The following is a 20,421-nucleotide window of genomic DNA, read 5'->3' as shown; positions in this document are numbered from 1 at the left end:
GGCAGTACACCGCCCTATCTGATTATTATTACAAAGCTTATTGAAGAGCTTCTTTCAGATTATCCAGAGACAACTGTGCAACAACTTGTTTAGGGTCATCTTTTGTAGTCAGCTGGATATAATCATTATTGATTTCCATATTCCCGACCATTTTACTGTCCGGAGCCTGCATGGTGGCATCATTCTTTTCGAAATTACTTTCTGTAATCAATGCCTTAGGATCTTCAAAATCTTTAGAGTCTTCCTGTGTAAACGGCAGAGCATGTTCTACTTTCAGTCCTATGCTTTCCGCCTGAAGAATGGTAAGTGAAGTAGGTATACGGGTAATCCACGCTTTTCCATATTTCTCGCCCATTGGCTCACGCATCTCATTTACAATAGACAGATATAAAGGATCTCCAATTACAGGAACTTCACCGCCACTCCATATCTTACCAGTAGACATATAGAACTGTACAGCATCTTCAAAGCCAGGACGTACTGTTGCTACTACTCTTGCCATACCACTCTGTAAGAAAGAACGGAATAACGGATCTATACTTTCGGACTGATAAAGGGTTTTCCAATCGGCCTTATTTCCCCAGAAGTATGGGTAGAAATTATATGACATAATATCCCACTCAAAAGCTTGTTCCATGAACTTAACCAAAGCAGCATAATCGTCCAGTATTTTCTTCTTGATCACTTCATAGGTCTCTAAACTTTTTTCGTTCACATCAAAGAGTTTGGTTCCCAATAAGTTTGGATCTACCATATAAGCTATGCAGTTATGCTTCAATACATCCTGTTCAATCTGACGGTAGAAATTGGCATTCGTTTCTTTAATATTTATAGCTCTGGCTTCTTCTTCAGCAATTGCCTGATTATAGGCAACCATAGCTTCTTCATAGGCTCCGATAATTGCATTGTAAGCTTTTATTTTCCCCAAATTGGTAATTCGACATTTCACATCGATATTAATACTCCCTGTATGATAGCCCATTTGTGAGTAAGAAACAGGAACGGCATCTACAAAGCTTCCAATATTCTGATATTGAGAATTAGAGGAGGTATCAAACTTATAATTCCCTACAATAGTGTGGATACCCACTACCTGTTCTCCTTTATACATTGGACCGAAAGCATATACTTTTGCCATATAAGCCTCAAAGCCTTCCGGTATTGGCAGCATGACATTCTCAGATTTTATTTCATCCCATTCAGCATCTTCATTGGAGTCTCCAATGACTTCAAAAGAGAAGGCTTTACCTATACTGATTTCTTCCGATAAATTCATCAGGTCTACGCTATACATAGAGCCCCAGAAACTTATAGTTGTCGCATTGATTTTCTCGTAGCTGTCCAACTTTTTACCCAAATCGGCTTCATAGGTTCTCGGATCTATAGGTTTTGAGATCACTCTTGCTGTTTTGATAGAGGATGAAGCAAGATTATGAATATTAGATGGTTGTGGCACCATAAATTCAAACATCATCCGTTTCCCGTAGTTAAAAATCTGATTTTTCATCAGTTTATCTACCCATCTGTAAACCCCTACCACATGTTTGTCCCCTTTACGGTTATCAAAACCATGAGAATTGTTTTCTTCAAACTCTTCAACAATTTTTTCAATACGCTCTTCACGTACCTTGCTTACGACCCTGTCCATTGCCCGTTGTGTAATATCCTGCGCCTGGGTAGTTGCCTGTCGGGTACTCTCTTCTTTGGAACGGTGATTGGCATAGGCCGATGCGATATTAAAATTCGCCCCCCATTTTGAAAATCCGGAAGATGTACTTACTGAAGAATCATTGGATTCCTGTAACATTCTGGCAATTTCCGTTTGCATTTCAAAACGGGTCGCTGTAGTTGTATCCGTTAGCTTTTCCTGTTCGGTTTCTTTAGAAGTCGTTGTTGTATTTTCACTTCTGCGTAACCTTCTGGTAGATTTATCACGATATTCCCGAGCCATAATATTTTCGATATTCGCCACTTCTCCTTCTACATAAGCATGTGTACTTTGCTCTACTTTTAAATAATCAGCAATTCCCAGTCTTCTGATTCCAAACCCTTTTGGAATAAAGACTTGTCCATCAGAATCTTCATTTGATTTCTGAGCATCTTTAAATATACCTGTAGCACATTTCAGGGTATTAAAATTTTCTAAAACCAATTGCTGAAATTTTCCGCTAATAGAGGCATCAAAAACAAATTTGGTTGATTGTTGCAATTCATGTAGAGTAAGTGTATTGTCAAATAAATCATGCAGCTGTATTACATTATTGACTGTTACATACCAATCCTGAACATGACCTGACTTCACAACCTCACCTCCATTCATCAATCTATATTCACCAAGATTAACAAGTGTCGTAGATGGTATTTTTAAATAAGCACTGACTGCTACGATATTTTGTCCCGATGGATGATTAGATGCGCAAACCTCTCCTTCATATACTTTTTGTTCCGGAGTTTCTTCAATAATGTATAGACCTCCACTACCAGTATAAGGGAAAGCATTTGTTATATAATCTTTATCTCCGTATGAACTAATTATCATCGTAAAATTAAGCTGATATACCTTATTATCTGACAATACTACTTCACCCTGAATAGTAAATCCATTACTTCCCGAATTATTGACAGGAATAGCATTATTACCAAATAGTTTATAAATTCCATCCTGTACAAATACAGCCGAAGAATCCGATACAGGAGCAATTCCCACAGAAGCCTGATAATTAGCACTTATAACGGATAATGTTTTATCGCTAAACTCTAATAAAACTGACCACTCTGTATTATTTTTGGCCACGGTTGTCGCCGTAAAGCTTTTTGTATCTCCAGTACTTGCAACCAAATTACCAGCAACCGGAACCAATACTCCTCCAATGCTGGTGTATTCTTCTCGTATAACTACTGTATTATCGTTAATTTGCTTATTATAACTGTGGATTTGCTCATCTACAACAGCTATAATTCCGTCCAAATTCTCATACTCTTCTGATACCAGTCCTAAGTCTGAATTGATAGTATCAGACTCCCTTAAACCCATCGCAGATATTTCCACAGAGTCGTCATTATCCATAAGCATTACCAATGCCTGTAGGGAGCTCTCGGATAGCTTAGTAGAAAGGAAAGATGTATCTGTTGGTGATACCCCATACTCAAAACTGAAATTTTCGGGCGCCGAAGCTTGTAATAAACGGTCAGAGTTCTGCAAAGCCGCCTGGTGTTCTTTTAAAGCAGTTTTATACGCTTTATGATAACCTGCATCATAACTTTTTTTCGCTTTCTCCAGATCTTTTTTAAGGCTTCTTAGATTCTCTTTGTAATAATTAGCTGCTAAAGCATTTGCTTTTCGAGCTGTATCGGCATTAACAAGTTCTATATTCTCTGATGAAACACGAACAGCTTTAACCGTATTTTTTGCAGAGATATAGCTTTCTCCTATATTACTAACATTAACCTGAAATGCATGATCCTGCTCCACAGGATATTCATCCAGGAAAAGTACTGGTGGTAGTACGACTTTTGCATCTAGAGCCTGCTTTAATACCTCTTCTTTATTGACTCCCTCATGAATAATATTTTTAATATAATTATAGGCTTTAAGTACCTGTGACAAAGCTTCTTTAACATAGAAACTTTCCTGAGTCACAACCTGATAAATAAAATTGTCCCAGATATTGACTAAATTAAGCGGAGCCGTTGATATCAATTCTGTTTCTCCATTAGCGTTTATACTAAAGTAAGCTTTCAGCTCGGCTTCTAATTCTGACGAGATTTTACTTTCAACAGCCAATTGCTTTCCGGCTTTATAAAAGCTACCTGCTGCAACTGCAACCTCATCGGCTTTTGTAAATAATTGAATTTGTTGTGTTTGCTTTAATTCTTTTGCTTTAGCTGTCAAAGCATCGAGCTTCGTAACACCCAGAGACTTCTGGTTAGCCCATTGAATAATTGCCTGATCAAAGACACTCTTTATAGTTTTTGGATAATTAATAAATGTAATCTTCTCTTCTGATTCTATAAGTTGTGCATTTCTCTGGCTCACAAATCTGAATAATGTTTGTGATGATTGATTGTTGTTCATAATATTAATATTTATTGATTTTTAGACATAGTTTTCCCTGTCGACCTTTTTCAGATCAATGTTTAAGGGATCTTTAAAATTTTATTGATTAGTTCTATTTGATAAGTAATGAGCAATGTGGAATAAGTAATAGATAATTCGCCTGTTGACTCATTGACTTATTGATTCACTAGTATGGAATCGCGTTATTGAAAACTAATGATGGAACTGTAGCTTTGTCTGTAATTCTGGCATCTTGATCCAGCATATAGAACACACCATTTCTGCCATCGGATTTATCTATTTCCGAGCCTCCGGACTGTCCTAACATCGATTGGGTATAGGTATCTACACTTCCGGCTTTAGAATTCGGGAATTTACTCAGAAAATCTGCCGCGCTCAGGCCTAAATCCAGTTTTGCTGCTACACCGTTCGGGGTATAGTCGATGCTATGGTTAAATCCATAATTGCCACCTGTTGCTGCTACTGTAAAAGCTCCGTTTAGGGTCAGTATACTCGGATAAGAAGCTTCCGGGAACATTACTCTCAGATCGAATGTCAATCCTTTTCCTGCTACCGCGGTAGCGGTATATTCTCCTGCATTTTCTGCAAATTGATAAATCGCTGTTTCGCTTGCCGCTACAGGAATCATCGTTGCCCATCCCACGGTATGCTGTGTCTGGTTGGTCTGTGTGAATATTCCGCCAATATGTTTCATATTCGGAGTATGTTTCAATAAATTAGGTTCGCAAAGGATTCTGTTGTTCTTCGCAAAAGCATAGAAAGCATTTTCAATAGTACCCGCTGTATTCCCTACAGATTTTCCATTCCAGAATAACTCTCTTCTGATCACATGATAGGCAAGGTAGCCACTGGAAAGATTTCCGAACCAGCCTTCACCTATATAATTAAAACAATGGGAAATATTCTTTAGCTTAGGGTTCTTCCAAAACAATGAAACCGGAATGAAGTCATTGGTAGCATTAATAGCCATGTCCGGGTATGCTCCTGCATTCAGATCATTGTAATAACCTTTTCCCAGTTTAGAATTTTTAAAACATTCCCAAACGGATTCCAGATCTGCAAAACTATCAAGGAATCCTGGCAAGATCTTTTTAAGCCCTGCTCTGAAGAAAGTTCCGTTTAGTATCGTAGGCTTAGTAATCTGGGCAAGCATATCTGCAGGAAAGGCTTCAAATTCTTTACCTTCTCCAAAACCGTAGAAAGTTGAGTTCATTGTGGTTACCTCTGGTGTTTCCAATTTAAAATCAGCCGATGGTATCGCAACCGTTAGACCTGCAAAAGTATAATCCAGATTGGTTAAAGAATTTGATTTGAATTTGGAAAGCTCTACAACATAATTGTTTGTAGTAGGTTCAAAATAACCCTGTGAGTTCTTTGTAAGTCCCTCACAGAATCTTGCATAGCTTACATTAGCTTCCGCATTAATGGTAATTTCATAATCGCCTGCGGTTTCAAATACATGGTAAAATGTATTTCCAACATCAATGTAATGGGTATTTCCATCACCATCTGTCCAGGACTCTGAACCATTATAAGTTGGCACTACTACCATTTCTTCTTTTCCGTCGCCATAATTTACTTTGGCCTGTGCAACCTCTGCAGCTGTTCTTAGCATAGCAACCGGTACTCTTTCATTAGCCTGAGTCGTCTTGATTTTGAATTTAATCTCGGTACTGGATAAGTCTACTTTACCATAGAAAATATAGTCCAATACTTCTTTTATTGGCATTTTATCGAAAGTAGCTCCGGCTGGAACTCCACCTACTTTATATACTGTAGGCTGTGAATTGGTATACTGCACTGCATTTAGATCTATAGCTTCTTCTTTATGCCAGTAGCTGTCCATCCATGTCCAAAACTGTTCTTGGTTAGGGATATCCCCATTTTCGAAATAACTTTTTAATTCTGTTTTTGATGTCATAATTGTAATTTTTTAATTGGATTGTTAATGTTCTTTTGTATTTTCGTGATTTTGTCTTTTTGTACTGGATTTTCCGGATTGTACATCATAATTGGCGGGTCTTTCATAATTTGTGTTTTTAGGGGTTATACTTACTTTAATATATTGGAGGATCATCCTCTGGGATTTCTGTTTCTTCGAAGTCGTTCATAAAGAACTCTTCTAATTCGTTCAGGTAAAATTCGAAATCCAGTTCGGCTTTTTCCTGCTCGCTGAGTATCTGAGAAATATTCTGAGACAGCTCCTCTTTTGTAGTTAATAGTTCTGGTTTCATAATTTGTAATCGGTGGTTTTCTATTCTCTGACAAAGATCAGCGCCCGTGGCGTCAAAACTTGTCGTGTTATATTTTAATTGAATTATTTTTTAAATTTTATGTTTTGTGTTTTTGTCTTATGATTGTGAGGCAAATGTAAATGGGCATGGCGTCAAAACTTGACGCATTAAAATTTATCCGAAAATAATTTTTGTTTTTTTATACAAACACCTGCTACAAGGGTAAGCTCCAGCTTTTCTAAAAAATATGACATTTCACAGTTTGTGTATTGATAAGTGTTATTTACTTATTTTTGCAGCAAAATAATTTCATTGAAATTCATATTACCTGCATTTATAATATTAGTGCTTACAATACGTCCTGTATTGCCATTAATAGATTATGCAGTAAACTATGAGTATATTTCTGAAAAACTTTGTGAAAACAAAGACAAGCCACAACTGCTTTGTAATGGGAAATGCTATCTGGCAAAAGAACTGGCAAAAACTTCAGAAAACACACCAAAACAAAACAATCTAAAGATTAGTTCCGATTTTACAGATGCTTTTGTAGCAGATCAGATATTTAAATTTGACTTTTCCACAGAATATTTCGCAGAAAAAGATAAACTGAACTCATTCTACAGCTCATTTTATCAGTTCTTAGCAGGCTCGGATGTCTTTCATCCTCCTTTAGCCTGATTTCACCTGTATTTTTATTCTTTCTCTTCAGAAGAAAGCAAACCTCGCTTTGTATTTATAATACAATAGATATGGAAACCTCAGAAATTCCATTAACAGTTGAATAGTTATATACAATCTTAGAATTTATTATTCAAATCTCCTAAAAGTCTGTTCTGCCTGGCCAGAACAGGAAATCATATTATAGAATAGATGAAATTTATTCTCAACATATTTTTTGTTTTTTATCTCGTCTTTAAGCCATTAATGCCGGTGCTGGATTATGTTGTGAACTATAGTTATATATCAGAGGTGCTTTGCATTAACAAAAACAATCCGGAACTGCATTGTAATGGAAAATGTTACCTGGAAAAAGAACTGGCAAAAAATACACAGGAAGACTCCTCAAAAACAAAAAGCCAGAGTCAGAAAATAACAGACCTCTGTCTTCCTGTTGAAATTTCGAAAATCCAGACCGGAAGTAATACGCCTCTTATACAGAATAAAAACATTTACAAAGAGAATTATCATTACCTCTTTCTAAAACACATTTTCAGACCTCCCGTTTTTTAATGTTTGCTTTTAAATATTAAGAGGAATTTCATCAAAAATTCTTCTGATAACATGTTCCGGACATAAGACCGGAGCATATACCCTATCGCTTTATGTAGCATTAAATGAAAACTTTAAAATCGGAAACAAATGAAAATTTATAAACTTTTATCACTACTATTTATTGGTCTAACCCTATTCACCTTATTTTCCTGCAGAAATAGCGACAATGCAGAGGTTGAAGATACCACACCTGGAAAACTTCAGATAAAATTTGAAAACGGCTTTAATAATCTTGGCAATATTGTACTGGGTCAAACAGTCCAGACTTCATCCAGCGGACAGAAGCATAATTTCAACACTTTAAAATATATCGTAAGTAATATTGTATTGATTGATGAAAACGGAAAAGAATTTAAATACAATTACAACAATCCGGACAAAGGAGCTTTTATCGTAGATCAGTCCGAGGCCAAAGCTGGAATCCTCTATATTGAACTCGCGGATATTCCCCGAAATAATTATAAAAAAATCAGATTCGGGCTAGGCATTAATCAGTCCGCGTATCTCCTTGGTCAGAACGGACAGGGAATTTTCTGGCAGAAAGCAAAAACTGCAGGGATGGCATGGTCATGGGCTGCCGGCTATATTTTCTCGAAACTGGAAGGAAACTACGGATCGACAACTGCTGACACCAGATTTATGAATCATTGTGGAAATATGGGAAATGTATCCGAAAACAATACGCCAGATCTATACAGGGAGATTACACTGGACCTACCTATGACGGCAAGAGTTACTAAAAGTATTAAGCCATCTATTCATATCCTGGCAGATCTTAATCAGTACCTGAGTGGCCAAACTGCCCTGACCCTAAGTAAAGACAATAGTATGGCAATGGGATCTAACCAGCATCTGGTAAATGTAACTAATAATCTAACCAAAATGTTCAGGGTAGATCATGTTCATAACGATTAATCTTATACGACAATTCGGAAGAGGGTTCTTTACCCCTCTCCGAATTATTCTGTCTCTTGTTTTATTAACATTCATATCTTGTAAAAATGAGTACGAAGGATTCTCCGTGAATAAAGATGAAGCTTATCAACTGAGTGTTCCTGATGGTTTTCCCAAGATGACATTTGATATTCTTGGAAATCCGGTTACCGTAAATGGAGTTGCTCTGGGTAAAAAGCTTTTCTATGAAGGGAAATTGTCCCGAAATAATACAATCTCCTGTGGATTTTGTCATATTCAGGAATATGCCTTTACCCATCATGGACATACCGTTAGCCATGGTATTGATGACAGACTTGGAATAAGAAATGCACCTCCCATTCAGAATATGGCTTTTCTCAAAAATTATACATGGGATGGTGTAAGTCATAATTTGGATGAAAGATCATTAGTTCCTATAACAACGGATTTCGAGATGGACAGTTCTATGCCTGAAGTATTGGGGAAGCTAAATGCAGATTCTAATTACAAAAAAATGTTCAGAGCAGCATTTGGAGATGATAATATTACAGGTGAAAGAATACTGAAAGCTTTGTCCCAATTTATGGTAACTATGGTCTCTGCAGATTCAAAATATGATCAGTATAAAAAGGGGCAGGTCCCTTTTAGTCAGGAAGAATCAAAAGGTTTGTCACTATTTCAGCAAAAATGCTCGTCCTGTCATTCGGGAGAATTATTTACCGATGAAAGCTACAGAAATACAGGAATGTATTATAATGCCCAGTTCGATGATAAAGGAAGATACAGGGTAACACTTAATATAGCCGATTATATGAAGTTTCGGGTGCCCAGCCTCAGGAATATAGAGTACACAGCACCTTATATGCACGACGGTAGGTTTTATTCATTGGAAGCTGTACTTAACTTTTACTCAGATAATGTAGAAGATCAACCCAATCTGGATCCGCTTCTGAAGCAAAACGGACACATCGGAATTCCCATGACAAGTATTGAAAAGCAATATATCATTGCATTTCTAAAGACTTTAAGTGATAAAAACTTTATAACAAATCCGAAGTTTTCGGAATAAAATGAAATCTTAAAAATGAAAAAAATAATTTTGATATTCATCGGATTGATTAGTATCACCAATATCTATGCTGAATCCGGTAAGGACAGCATTGCTTTAGCTTCCAATCTCCGATACGAACATTTTGTCCTAATGGATGACGACTGCGACGCTTGCGGATGCGCTGCCGGAAATGGTTCTTCCGGGTTCGAATCTCTCCTGAACCCCCAGTTTGTTGGTATAAAATATTTTTCCCAGCATTATCTTGCAAAAGAAAACCTGTTTACAGATAAGTTTACACAGGATCAGTATTTTAATACAATCCAGCTATGGGGAAAAATACCTGTAACAAAAAAGTTAAGTATATACGGAAGTATCCCTTATCATTTTCACAATAAAAAAACAATGCAGGGCGATATCAGAATCAACGGGATAGGTGATGCTAATGTAGTGGGAATATATCAGATACTAGCGTCAAAAGACTCTTATCACCAGCTGAACGGCGGAATAGGAATAAAAATTCCTCTGGGTAGGTTTGACGAAAAAGGACTTACCGGAGTTAATCCTAGCTTCCAGTTAGGTACCGGCAGTTGGGATTATCAGATGGCTCTTAGTTACAAATATCAGAAAAATCTGTTTGCTTTACTTATAAACACTGACTATACGATTAAAACTGAAAACAAAAAACATTATCAGTTTGGTAATCAATGGAATTATGCAGTAACCGGATTTTACAGATTATGGCGTAATGAAAGCAGTATTTTCTCTGGTAAACTAGGATTACAAGGCGAGGTTTACGACCGAAACAAGCAATTTGGCGAGAATATGCCCAATACCGCCGGGAGTGCATTATATGGTAAACTGGGCTTTGAAATTTCTTATCAGAAGTGGAGCCTGGGTTCTGAATTCATGTTACCTGCTTATACCCACCTTGCTGGTGGAGATATTGAGGCGAAATCACGTTTCAGCATTTTTGTGAATTTTGGCTTATAAAACTTTGGTAAAAGAAAATCAGATTATATTTTAATATTAAGACTCAGGCCAGGAACCTGAGTCTTTTCTTTTATAAAACACCATATTAGAATTGCATTAGAAATAGCCTGTACCATTGCCAGAAAGGTCAGAATTTCACTCCTTTGCATCAAAATTTAGAATTGAAAAAAATACTTAGCATTTTTATACTGGCAATCATAAGCAATACAGTATACGCCCAGGAATATAAAAATCAGATCAAAGGAAATGCACTTTTTGCTCCCATTGGGATGATCAATATAGGCTATGAGCATGCTTTCAGTCAGCATTGGACAGGACAGGCAGATTTGTTCTTCTCTCCATGGAAATCTTTTGCCGGAAGGCATTTACAAATCTATATGGGGCATTTGGAAACGCGTTATTATTTTTCGAAAGCTATGGAAAAATGGTATGTTGGTGCTAATATGGGTATGGCTGTTTATGATATGCAAAAGTGGAATTACTGGAACTCTAGTTTATATCAGAAAGGATTCAATGTTATGCTCGGTGCCAGTGTCGGATATCAGTTTAAAATAAATGATCACTGGAATCTCGATTTGTACTTAGGTGGTGGAAATTCACAAGGCTTCTATCATGGCTGGGATGGTTCCAAATCTCCACATGAACGATATGATGATGCCGACAACTGGAATAAAAGTGGCGAATGGATACCTTATCGTGGCGGGGTAATGGTGGCTTATAAATTTTAAGATTTGCTCGGAGATAGGAATTAAGAAAATTGTATTTGAAGAGTTTGGATACAAAAACAAAAAAGAGAATCATCAGATTCTCTTTTTTAGTGGAGCTGGAGGGATTCGAACCCTCGTCCAAACAGGCAATACATAAGCCTTCTACATGCTTAGTTTTCTATTAATTGTCGGGAAAAAGCAGTGAGAAAACGCACAACTTTTGCCTTATCTTCTGAAATTTTCGTGTACAAGCCGAAGCTTCCTGTACCTTATTTCCGCATTACTATATCCCGGAATCCAACGTCGCAGAACGAGACGATGGCGAGACATCTTGCTTCCTTACTATCTTCGGGAAACGCTTGAATCTACTAAACTTCGATTATTAAGCTGCAAGAGCGAACTCTTCGTTGCCAGTTAAAATTCTGTAGCAAGGGATTAAAGAGATCGCGCTACGGTTCTCTGCATGCTTACTTACCCATTGGTCCTGCTGTCGAAACCAGTCAGCCCCGTGATAAGGATTGCAAAGATAAGAAAAATACTCCATAGTACAGAGTTTGTCCACATTATACTGTTTTTGTTACTCTAAATTTTGCGGGTTAGATTTCCTACATTCTTTTCTTGTTATTATTCTAGCTTTCTTAATTTCTGTCAAACTCTGTTAATTCGGGTTAAAATACTTTTAGAATTCCTTTTTTAGAATAGTTTTGGATAAAACTTATTGCGGGTGAGGCTAACTTTATTCTTTATCTTTATTTTTTTGTCGTTTTTTAATATTGTATACGCTCAGCAGCGCATTAACGGGTATATTTATGATGAAACAGGAAAGAGCCTTTCAGGAATCCGGGTTTATAATATAACCACAGGAAATGAAATAATATCGGGAGAACAGGGCAATTTTAGTATTATTGCCGGCCCCGGAGATGAGTTGAGGTTTACTTCTGTTCATTTTGAAAGAGCTTTCATAGTCATTTCATATGAGGATTTTGGCAAAAACTTAACAATAAAACTTACTTCTGTAGTACGGGAAATAGAGAAAGTAGAATTAGGATTTAGGCCTACAGGAGATTTTTTGAAAGATATAAACAGGCTGCCCCGAAATAAGAAAAAAGAAAGGATGGATGAACACATAAAAGAATCCATAGCTTTGGGCGAAAATAAGATGATAACAAAACCTGTAGCAAAAATACCTGAATCATTTGACTATACAGGAATAGTAAAAGGAGGCTTTCCGGTTGGTAGTATACGGGACAGAACAGATAAATACCACCTGATGAATTGGATAAGAGAAAGTCTGGGAGAAGATTATTTTACCTCCATGCAAATTCCGCAGTCCAGAGTCGACAGGTTTATTACTTATTCGCTGGTAGGATTTGATATTTCAAAATTATTAAAGTACGGAATATATACCGACCAGGATCTAACAAATATAAAAGTACAGATGGAGAAAAAAAAGGATGATTTTATAAAGGCAATTAAAAAAACAAATGAAACAAAATAAAACTATTGAAAAACAAATGAAAAAGTTATTGTTGTTTCTATCTGTTTTCTTATTCGTCTGGGGAAAAAGCCAGATGAACTTTTCTGGCAAAACCATAAATGATGAAGGGCAGAATCAGGGCGGAATACAGGTATATAATATGAGAACCGGAATTTCTGTTGTTTCTAATTCCGACGGGGATTTTAATATAGATGCCCGCCCGGGGGATGAGGTACGACTTGTTTCCACACATTTTGTTCGCACAAATATGATACTGACTGAGGAAAGTTTCAAGAATAAACAAACCATACAACTGGCTCCGTTTGTAAAAGAAATTGCCGGAGTACAGCTCGATAAAATATCTATGAAGGAGCGTGTTGCAATAATGCAGAACAACATAGGCCTTCCTCCCCCACCTAAAAAGCCAAGAGAAGTACCCCCACCAACAGCAAAACAGGTGGGATCTTTAAGATATGCTCTGAGTAACCTTAACCTCAACAATCTCTACAAAAATTTGTCCGGAGATGCCCGCCGTATGCGGTCTCTCTATCGTTATGAAGATGCTGAAGAAAATCTTACATGGGTAACAGAAAGTCTGGGTAACGATTATTTTGAAGAGAATAAAATACCTAAAGACAGACAAAAAGAATTTGTCCAGTTCGTTATGGGAAAAGAAAACCTGCTTACTTCTATTAAAGCAAGGAATATTGCAGCTGTAGAATTTGCACTTTCGCGCTATGCTCCCGATTTCATAAAACTTCTTGATCAGAAAGGCCCGTGAAGCAAAAACTACTTTTTATACTCTTTTTTATCAGTTATAGTTGTATTACAGCACAAACCTTTGTTTCAGGAAAAATACTGAATGAAGAAGATTTTCCCTTGCCGGGTGTTCAGATTTTCAATATGCAGAACAAAAAAGCAGTTTATACAGATGCAGAAGGTGGGTTCAGGATTGAAGCTTCTATAGGAGATGAATTAAGAATACTAACAAATCAATACAATCGTAGAGAAATAATTGTATCTGAATCTACTCTGAAACAGGAGCAAAAAATAAAAATGAATCTCTCTGTACGGGAAATCGCCGGGGTAAATATTTTCTCTAAATCACAGATAGAGAATATGAAGAATAAAATTGGCGTTCCCGGACCACCTGAAAAGCCGAGAGAAGAAGTTCCTACTCTAAAAAATTCTGTGAAAATTCCTATAATCCCAATTGCTGTTGCCATAGATCTTAATAAGATTTACAAACTTGTTTCCGGAGATGCCCGGAGAATGAAAGCCTTATATAAATATGAAGACCAGCAGGAATACCTTACGAAACTGGCAATGCTGCCAGGGGATGACTTCTGGGAACAAAGTGGAATTCCTTTGGAAAAGCGTACAGAGTTTATACAATATCTTATAGGCAAAAAAATCATCAGCGGAAAGCCTTCCAAAGAACAGCTGGAACTGGCAGCTTTGCCTTTTACAGAAGAATTCAGAAAACCAAAATCCAATCCATAATATGAGGTCAATTCTATTTTTTATTCTTATTGCTATTCCATGGAGCATCCATTCACAAAGTCTTCTGATAGGTAAAGTTATGGATGAAAACGGAAATGCAATTCCCAATGCATTTATTATTAATATGAGAACCAATCAAAACCTGCTTGCTGATGACTATGGTGTCTTTAGTATCAATGCTAAAGAGGGAGATGAAATAAGGGTGCTTGCAAACAGATTTGAAAGACAAAGCAAAATACTAATAGCTGATGACTTCAAAGGAAAATTCATGATCAGCTTACTACCTCGCATTCAAACCATAGAAGAAGTAAAAATTGGGTACAAACCAACAGGACATTTGGAAACTGATTTAGGAAAATTATACAGGGATAAAGAGTTAGAAGATCTCAAAAAAAAGCTGACAATGGCCCTCAATATGGCTCCTGACCCTAACGAAATTATGCCCACCCTGCGCATCCCTTCTACTTTTAACAATCAAATTCCCCTTAGCGGAGCCAGCATAGTCATTGACATTTTTGGAAAAAGAAACAAACCTAGAAAAGTGAAGAATGATCCAGCAATGCGTATGATAAATAATGTCGGAACTATTTACAGCACCATAGGTACTCAGTTTTTTGAAAGTCTTGGTATTCCTAAAGATAAGGTAACTGGCTTTATTGTTTTCGTACTGAAAAAGAACAATCTGGAAAAAGAGCTTAAAGAAAACAATTACAATATTATCCGTAATGCCATGAGCGAGAATGCTGCATTTTTTTTAAAAGGATTACAACAAAAATCTGTAAATTAGACAGATATAACACCAAACCAATGAAAAGTTACATCACCGTAGGCATTGCAGCATTAGGTCTTATTATTGCCGCAGCATTTCTGGGAAATGCAATTAAGAACAGAAATAAATCTCAAAACACCATATCTGTAACCGGGTTAGGAGCAAAGAAATTTACTTCCGATCTTATCACATGGAGTGCTTCTTTTTCCAAAAGTGGCTATCAGCTACAGGAAGCATATAATAATCTGGCAGCAGACCGTCAAATGATTCTGGATTACCTGAAATCAAAAGGCGTGAAGTCAGAAGAAATTGTATTTTCTGCTGTAGACATTCAGAAACAATATGCGCAGGTTACAGATGCTAACGGCAGTTACCGACAAGGAGAATTTGCAGGCTATAACCTTACCCAGTCTGTTTCTATAGAATCTAAAGAGGTTGGTAAAATAGAAAACCTGTCCAGAACAGTTACCGAAATTATTAATAAAGGGATAGAACTTACTTCTTCCCAACCGATGTATTTTTATACCAAGCTTGCCGATGTAAAGCAACAAATGATTGCCGATGCAACCAAAGATGCCAGAGAGCGGGCCAAGAAAATTGCAGAAAATGCAGGTTCCAGCCTCGGCAGTCTGAAAAAAGCCAGCATGGGGGTTATACAGATTACTGCACCTAATTCCGGAGAAGACTATTCATGGGGCGGAGCATTCAATACATCTTCCAAAGAAAAAGAAGCCAGCATTACCATAAAATTAGAATATCAGGTAGATTAAATAACAAAGAGATCCGAACATAAAATTCGGATCTCTTTGTTATATCATTCATTTAATTAAATCAGAATAAATCAACAGCGGTAATACTCTTATCGTGTTTGGTATAGTCAACGGGTCTTTTTGCAAAGAAATCATCCATAGCATTGGCGAAAACTTCTTCTTCAAACCAGATCATTGGTTTGTATTCTTCAGAAGTAATATTATATCGGGTTGCCATATTAATCTTTTTCAGGCTGTCATCTACTCTGTACTTCATAAAGTTCAGTAAATCATTCTTTGAGAATGCAGTTAATTCTCCCTGCTCAAAAATCCAGTCAAGAATTTCACTTTCCAACATTACCGAATCATCTACCAATTTATAAATATCTTCAATATCCGAATCTGTTAACAGATCTGGCTGCTCCTCCCGTATTTTATTAATCAGGAATATTCCTGCGTTTGCATGTACCTGTTCATCCACAGATGTCCATGCAATAATATTGGAAACATTTTTCAGATGTCCTCTAAACCTTGTAAAAGATAAAATAATAGCAAACTGTGAGAATAGTGATACATTCTCAATCAGAATACTAAACAGAAGGAGTGAAGAAACATATTCCTTCGGCGTTGTAGAATTAGCATGTTTCAGAACACCTGACAAAAAATCAATCCGTTTTTTTATTACCGGTACTTTTACCAGATCCAAAAAATTATCATTATACCCTAGCACTTCTAATAATCGGGAATAAGCTTCGGAATGTCTAAATTCACATTCTGCAAAAGTTGCTCCAAGGCCGTTTAGTTCAGGCTTCGGAAGGTGATTGTAAAGATTTCCCCAAAAAGTTTTAACCGAAACCTCTATCTGGGCAATTGCTAAAAGTGCATTTTTCACTGCATTTTTCTCATGTGTCTCTAGCTGAGAATGGAAGTCTTGAATATCGGCCGTAAAATCGACTTCGGAATGCACCCAGTAGGATTTATTGATGGCTTCAATAAACTGAAGTACTTCAGGATAATCAAAAGGTTTATAACTTACTTTTTTATCAAAAATTCCCATGTAAATATATTTTTAAAATGAATAAATTATGTTTTGGTAATCGGATCAGAATACACCTGTACTTTGGATTATTATTACAACAATCATTATTCTGTTCTGAATGTGTTTTACAAAATTCGAAAAAAACAACCTCCGCAAAAAGGAACTTTTCACAGCCCTATTTATGAAGTTATCCACAAACATCGAGGATATATAACGAACCCAACTTTAATACATTTTTTATTGGGAAAGCCTAAAGAAACGTCACCCAGTTGTTAAACGAAAAACAACAACTACTTGCTAACAAAAGCACTAAAACATAAACAACAAGGTTACAGGAAAGATTTATTGATGCTTTTAAATGTTTTTAATTACAGTTATAGGCCTCTGAAAACTATAATTTGTCCTGTAAAAAATGTGAGCTCAATTTCAAAACAGGCAAAAGCTTATAGAAGTATCTGTAAATTATTTTCCCACTTCCTTTTCTATAGCGTATATCCTAAAAGTTATATTTAGTAAAAATACCCACATTTTCCAACGTTTTTTTAGTGTTATTCCATTGATCTAAATTAATAGCAACACCGTAACTCAACTTTTTTTGCTTCAGTCCCAGTCGAAAGAACTGCAGCCCTCTCTGATAACCATCAAAATTAAGATTGGCAATAGCTAAAACATTAAAATAAGCCTGTAAATCATCATTCAGATAAGGTGCATATTCTGCGGAGATTGATTGTTCCAAGGTAAATCCTTTTTGATAAGTGGCACCCACAGAATAGGAAAACGAATAAGTTGGTTTTGCAATCCGGTACTGAGCAAAGGCTGTAAAAAAAGCTCCCGGATTTTTCATCCCAAATCCTGCATGAAACGAAACTTTCTTTGTCAGATTATAGGATACTGTATTTCTGATGAAAAATATATTTTCCTTGTCCTTGGTATATTCTGTATCGAATAGGGTGAGATTATTGATTTTTAGTTTATCATTAACCTGATAACTTATATTATGCAGATATGTGTATGATCGATGCCCCAAAACAATATCGGGTGTATATGTTAATTGCTGTGCTTTTACCTGAAATAAAGGCAATGCAAATAGTGCTATTGCCATATGTTTAATCGTCATTATTTTGCTCTCTTTATTTACGGGAGCAAAACTAGATCGAACATAAATGATAAAAATTAAGATATCTTAAGAACGGTCTGCAATATGTTTTTTACGTAAAGCACTTAGATATTCTATCGTAATTCCAAGATAAGACGCTATCATATATTGTGGAAAACGCTGCTCTATATCCGGATAACTGTTTACAAATGTCCGATATCGGGTATAAGCATCAAACCTCATATTTTCAAACGTTCTTTCCTGCAGAATAAGATAAGCACCTTGCATCTTCAATCTCCAGAACTCAGATATTTTAGGGACTTCTTTATATAACAATTCAAGATTATTCTTATGAATCTGAACAAGTGTAGTATTCTCAACTGCCTGAATATACATTCGAGAGGCACTTTCACTCAGGTAACTGTACAAATCATTAATCCACCAGTTTTCAATTCCGAGTTGTGCCGTATGCTCACGGCCATCTTCATCAGTATAGTAAGAATGCAGGCTTCCTTTTGCAATAAAGCGCATATGTCTGGAAACCTGTCCCGGCTGGATCAGATAATCCTTTTTATCCAGTTCTTTTATTTCCAATTTGGGGATAATAGCATTAATATCCGTTTCATCCAGAGGAACAATCTCTTTAAAATGTGCTATTAACTGTCCAATAATTTTATCCATTCAGAAAATTCTCAAAATTAAAAGAGTAAATTTAAGTAAATATTGTAGTCATTAGGCAGCTAAAAATATTTAATAGCCCATCCTTATTACGTTTCAGAGTAATCTACAAAAATAACAGATCGTTTTTCAGATTTGCTATTTCTTATATTTACATATAAAAGCTTAGGCTTTACTACAATTTGCCCGGGAGTTCTCGGAGAATTCTTCGGAAAACACATTGATTTCCCGAAGGTCTATCCAATATGTTAGCAAATTATTTAATCATATTTGCTTTTATTTCCCCATATATTTTTAGTGTTACAGGCGTATCTACTCCCAGTTCTTTACCATAATTAATAACTGCTCCGCCAAATAATTCCAGCTCATTATTCCCTTTATCTGAATGAACATCAAGCTGTAAAGAAGTAGGCGTCTCCGGAGGGAATCCAGCTGCTTTTTCCATTGTTTTAGCAACAATATCTTCTGGCAAGTAAATACTTTTAGCTTTGACAATCAGTTTTATCTCTTTCATAATTTCTACTGCTTGTTGATTCTGATCTTTATTGGTACAAACCGACCCTATTGAAGAATTATGCCAGGCTGTGACTAGCCCAAAACTGGCAATAAAAATAAATTTTTCCCAAATATCTGTCAGCGGATTATCTTTAAAATTATATTTAATATTACTTTCCTCCAATAAACTAATTATCCAGTCAATATCTGCAGATGTATGTTGAGGATCACGTCCAAATATAAGAGTTCCGGATTTACCTTTATGCTCTACAATTCCTTTTTCCTTAATGTGTGACGCTACATAAATACAAGATGGTAAAATCACATGATCCGGAATAATTTTTCGTATTCTGTCGTATATATCCGCACCATTCATCATTGGAAACAGAATCGTATCCGGTGTAATTACCCGAATAAGCTGCTGACAGATATTTTCCAGATCATATTCTTTTACACAAATAAATATCAGATCCGGATTTTTGATATCAGCAATATTCTGCAATACAGCATTTGGCCTGGTAACAGCATTATCATGCTCCGGAGAAAGTAATGTAAGTCCTTTTTCTTTTACTACATTGTAAGTTGCTCCTCTGGCAACAAATGTTATTTCATGTTTTTCCGTCGTTTCATTTATCTGATTCATTTTAAAACCAAAGTAGCCTCCAACACCTCCCAGACCTATTACAACGATATTTTTCTTACTCATATTTTTTTGATAAATATCTGTATTATGTAGCATAGTATTACTTGACAAATGCAAAGAAATTACTGGTTACACACTTTCCCGCCTGATCCGGCTAAGTGAGCTGTCTTTAATTCCCAGATAAGAAGCAATAATTTTTAACGGAACATGCTGAAAGATATTAGGTTTCTGCTGTAATAAATTCATGTATCTGGTTTTCGCTTTCTGACTGGACATCGCAATAAGCCTGTCATTAATAGCATAATAATTAATCACAAACAAAAGCCTGCTAAACTCTCTGAATTCGGGAATATTATGAAAATTAGACTGCACATTCTCCAGTCCGGTTTCCCAGAAGGTACATGGTGTCACCGTCTGATATATTTCTTTTGTAGGCTGTTGCCTGAAAAATGATAAAAAATCGTTAACAAAGCAAGGAGCTTCATATATATTTGTGGTAACTTCTTCATTATCCTCATTCAGAATATAAGAGCGTACATATCCCTTCTCCAGAAAATAAGTCTTGGTACTGATACTGTCTTTGCCCAGTAAAATTAAATTCTTGTCCAGCTCAAAATGATTAAATGTCTCCGTTATCTTCTCGACAACCTCTTTTTTTATAGTGAACAATGAATGGAAATAATCATTGATAACCGATTTACTCATAAATTTCAAATAAATAA

The 20,421-nt window shown here is 36.2% G+C and carries 19 protein-coding genes and 1 other RNA gene; 11 read left to right on the top strand and 9 right to left on the bottom strand.

All coding sequences use genetic code 11. The annotated features are described in order from the left end of the window. Positions 1 to 37: 37 nt before the first annotated feature. The 3 genes from C8J95_RS15275 to C8J95_RS18800 all read right to left on the bottom strand — a co-directional run bounded on the left by C8J95_RS15275 (position 38) and on the right by C8J95_RS18800 (position 6,312). Entirely contained in the window at positions 38 to 4,075 is a 4,038-nt protein-coding gene (locus C8J95_RS15275) for a hypothetical protein (protein WP_107809609.1), read from the bottom strand. Positions 4,076 to 4,244: 169 nt separating this feature from the next. Beyond that, positions 4,245 to 5,999 (bottom strand): hypothetical protein, encoded by a 1,755-nt coding sequence (locus C8J95_RS15270; RefSeq protein WP_107809608.1) that lies wholly within the window; start codon positions 5,997 to 5,999, stop codon positions 4,245 to 4,247. Between the two features lie 136 nt (positions 6,000 to 6,135). Then, entirely contained in the window at positions 6,136 to 6,312 is a 177-nt protein-coding gene (locus tag C8J95_RS18800) for a hypothetical protein (RefSeq protein ID WP_185124625.1), read from the bottom strand. Positions 6,313 to 6,624: 312 nt separating this feature from the next. Here C8J95_RS18800 and C8J95_RS15265 point away from each other — a divergent pair, with 312 nt between their 5' ends. The 6 genes from C8J95_RS15265 to C8J95_RS15240 all read left to right on the top strand — a co-directional run bounded on the left by C8J95_RS15265 (position 6,625) and on the right by C8J95_RS15240 (position 11,271). Further along, entirely contained in the window at positions 6,625 to 6,993 is a 369-nt protein-coding gene (locus tag C8J95_RS15265; protein ID WP_255412834.1) for a hypothetical protein, read from the top strand. A gap of 192 nt (positions 6,994 to 7,185) precedes the next feature. Then, positions 7,186 to 7,545, top strand: a complete 360-nt coding sequence (locus C8J95_RS15260; protein WP_107809607.1) for a hypothetical protein — start codon at positions 7,186 to 7,188, stop codon at positions 7,543 to 7,545. A gap of 129 nt (positions 7,546 to 7,674) precedes the next feature. Continuing rightward, on the top strand, positions 7,675 to 8,502 hold the full coding sequence (locus tag C8J95_RS15255) for an MbnP family protein (protein WP_107809606.1): 828 nt from the start codon (positions 7,675 to 7,677) through the stop codon (positions 8,500 to 8,502). Next, a complete protein-coding gene (locus C8J95_RS15250; RefSeq protein WP_107809605.1) occupies positions 8,486 to 9,571 on the top strand; it encodes a cytochrome-c peroxidase in 1,086 nt (361 codons plus the stop codon). Before C8J95_RS15255 ends, C8J95_RS15250 begins: the two co-directional genes overlap by 17 nt. A 15-nt stretch (positions 9,572 to 9,586) precedes the next feature. Beyond that, on the top strand, positions 9,587 to 10,543 hold the full coding sequence (locus tag C8J95_RS15245; RefSeq protein WP_107809604.1) for a hypothetical protein: 957 nt from the start codon (positions 9,587 to 9,589) through the stop codon (positions 10,541 to 10,543). A 161-nt stretch (positions 10,544 to 10,704) separates the two neighbouring features. Next, positions 10,705 to 11,271, top strand: coding sequence for a DUF3575 domain-containing protein (locus C8J95_RS15240; RefSeq protein ID WP_185124624.1), 567 nt, complete (start codon positions 10,705 to 10,707; stop codon positions 11,269 to 11,271). Between the two features lie 87 nt (positions 11,272 to 11,358). Here C8J95_RS15240 and ssrA read toward each other — a convergent pair. Next, positions 11,359 to 11,758, bottom strand: a transfer-messenger RNA (tmRNA) gene (gene ssrA, locus C8J95_RS15235). A gap of 249 nt (positions 11,759 to 12,007) precedes the next feature. On the opposite strand from ssrA, the gene C8J95_RS15230 reads away from it, so the two are divergent. Genes C8J95_RS15230 through C8J95_RS15210 form a run of 5 tightly spaced genes read left to right on the top strand, consistent with a single transcriptional unit; the run spans position 12,008 to position 15,769 of the window. Continuing rightward, positions 12,008 to 12,748: a carboxypeptidase regulatory-like domain-containing protein gene (locus C8J95_RS15230; RefSeq protein ID WP_255412833.1), complete on the top strand. Its 741-nt coding sequence runs from the start codon at positions 12,008 to 12,010 to the stop codon at positions 12,746 to 12,748. Continuing rightward, positions 12,735 to 13,508 carry a hypothetical protein gene (locus tag C8J95_RS15225; protein WP_107809602.1) on the top strand — a complete coding sequence of 258 codons (774 nt, stop codon included), beginning with the start codon at positions 12,735 to 12,737 and terminating at the stop codon, positions 13,506 to 13,508. Before C8J95_RS15230 ends, C8J95_RS15225 begins: the two co-directional genes overlap by 14 nt. Continuing rightward, positions 13,505 to 14,230 carry a hypothetical protein gene (locus C8J95_RS15220; protein WP_107809601.1) on the top strand — a complete coding sequence of 242 codons (726 nt, stop codon included), beginning with the start codon at positions 13,505 to 13,507 and terminating at the stop codon, positions 14,228 to 14,230. Before C8J95_RS15225 ends, C8J95_RS15220 begins: the two co-directional genes overlap by 4 nt. 1 nt (position 14,231) lies before the next feature. Further along, positions 14,232 to 15,017: a hypothetical protein gene (locus tag C8J95_RS15215; RefSeq protein WP_107809600.1), complete on the top strand. Its 786-nt coding sequence runs from the start codon at positions 14,232 to 14,234 to the stop codon at positions 15,015 to 15,017. Positions 15,018 to 15,037: 20 nt separating this feature from the next. Then, positions 15,038 to 15,769: an SIMPL domain-containing protein gene (locus tag C8J95_RS15210; RefSeq protein ID WP_107809599.1), complete on the top strand. Its 732-nt coding sequence runs from the start codon at positions 15,038 to 15,040 to the stop codon at positions 15,767 to 15,769. Between the two features lie 61 nt (positions 15,770 to 15,830). Here the strand turns inward: C8J95_RS15210 and C8J95_RS15205 are convergent, their stop codons facing one another. The 5 genes from C8J95_RS15205 to C8J95_RS15185 form a co-directional block, all read right to left on the bottom strand. Then, entirely contained in the window at positions 15,831 to 16,805 is a 975-nt protein-coding gene (locus C8J95_RS15205) for a ribonucleotide-diphosphate reductase subunit beta (protein WP_107809598.1), read from the bottom strand. A 478-nt stretch (positions 16,806 to 17,283) separates the two neighbouring features. Continuing rightward, the gene (locus tag C8J95_RS15200) at positions 17,284 to 17,904 is read right to left on the bottom strand and encodes a hypothetical protein (protein ID WP_255412832.1); all 621 of its coding nucleotides are present in this window, start codon (positions 17,902 to 17,904) and stop codon (positions 17,284 to 17,286) included. A 66-nt stretch (positions 17,905 to 17,970) separates the two neighbouring features. Beyond that, positions 17,971 to 18,564, bottom strand: coding sequence for a Crp/Fnr family transcriptional regulator (locus C8J95_RS15195; RefSeq protein WP_059325039.1), 594 nt, complete (start codon positions 18,562 to 18,564; stop codon positions 17,971 to 17,973). Between the two features lie 253 nt (positions 18,565 to 18,817). Continuing rightward, positions 18,818 to 19,762: a ketopantoate reductase family protein gene (locus C8J95_RS15190; protein WP_107809685.1), complete on the bottom strand. Its 945-nt coding sequence runs from the start codon at positions 19,760 to 19,762 to the stop codon at positions 18,818 to 18,820. A 66-nt stretch (positions 19,763 to 19,828) separates the two neighbouring features. Continuing rightward, positions 19,829 to 20,404, bottom strand: a complete 576-nt coding sequence (locus C8J95_RS15185; protein WP_107809597.1) for a Crp/Fnr family transcriptional regulator — start codon at positions 20,402 to 20,404, stop codon at positions 19,829 to 19,831. Positions 20,405 to 20,421: the final 17 nt, after the last annotated feature.

Origin of the sequence: Elizabethkingia sp. YR214, assembly GCF_003058195.1 — a bacterium.
GTDB lineage: Bacteria > Bacteroidota > Bacteroidia > Flavobacteriales > Weeksellaceae > Elizabethkingia.
This window is presented reverse-complemented; position numbering and strand designations above follow the sequence as displayed.

Bases quoted from the DNA above. Each gene is read 5' to 3' on its own strand.
- C8J95_RS18800 (WP_185124625.1), bottom strand. From the start codon at position 6,312: ATGAAACCAGAACTATTAACTACAAAAGAGGAGCTGTCTCAGAATATT.
- C8J95_RS15275 (WP_107809609.1), bottom strand. From the start codon at position 4,075: ATGAACAACAATCAATCATCACAAACATTATTCAGATTTGTGAGCCAG.
- C8J95_RS15205 (WP_107809598.1), bottom strand. From the start codon at position 16,805: ATGGGAATTTTTGATAAAAAAGTAAGTTATAAACCTTTTGATTATCCT.
- C8J95_RS15210 (WP_107809599.1), top strand. From the start codon at position 15,038: ATGAAAAGTTACATCACCGTAGGCATTGCAGCATTAGGTCTTATTATT.
- C8J95_RS15260 (WP_107809607.1), top strand. From the start codon at position 7,186: ATGAAATTTATTCTCAACATATTTTTTGTTTTTTATCTCGTCTTTAAG.
- C8J95_RS15250 (WP_107809605.1), top strand. From the start codon at position 8,486: ATGTTCATAACGATTAATCTTATACGACAATTCGGAAGAGGGTTCTTT.
- C8J95_RS15245 (WP_107809604.1), top strand. From the start codon at position 9,587: ATGAAAAAAATAATTTTGATATTCATCGGATTGATTAGTATCACCAAT.
- C8J95_RS15200 (WP_255412832.1), bottom strand. From the start codon at position 17,904: ATGACGATTAAACATATGGCAATAGCACTATTTGCATTGCCTTTATTT.
- C8J95_RS15255 (WP_107809606.1), top strand. From the start codon at position 7,675: ATGAAAATTTATAAACTTTTATCACTACTATTTATTGGTCTAACCCTA.
- C8J95_RS15190 (WP_107809685.1), bottom strand. From the start codon at position 19,762: ATGAGTAAGAAAAATATCGTTGTAATAGGTCTGGGAGGTGTTGGAGGC.
- C8J95_RS15225 (WP_107809602.1), top strand. From the start codon at position 12,735: ATGAAACAAAATAAAACTATTGAAAAACAAATGAAAAAGTTATTGTTG.
- C8J95_RS15185 (WP_107809597.1), bottom strand. From the start codon at position 20,404: ATGAGTAAATCGGTTATCAATGATTATTTCCATTCATTGTTCACTATA.
- C8J95_RS15270 (WP_107809608.1), bottom strand. From the start codon at position 5,999: ATGACATCAAAAACAGAATTAAAAAGTTATTTCGAAAATGGGGATATC.
- C8J95_RS15195 (WP_059325039.1), bottom strand. From the start codon at position 18,564: ATGGATAAAATTATTGGACAGTTAATAGCACATTTTAAAGAGATTGTT.
- C8J95_RS15215 (WP_107809600.1), top strand. From the start codon at position 14,232: ATGAGGTCAATTCTATTTTTTATTCTTATTGCTATTCCATGGAGCATC.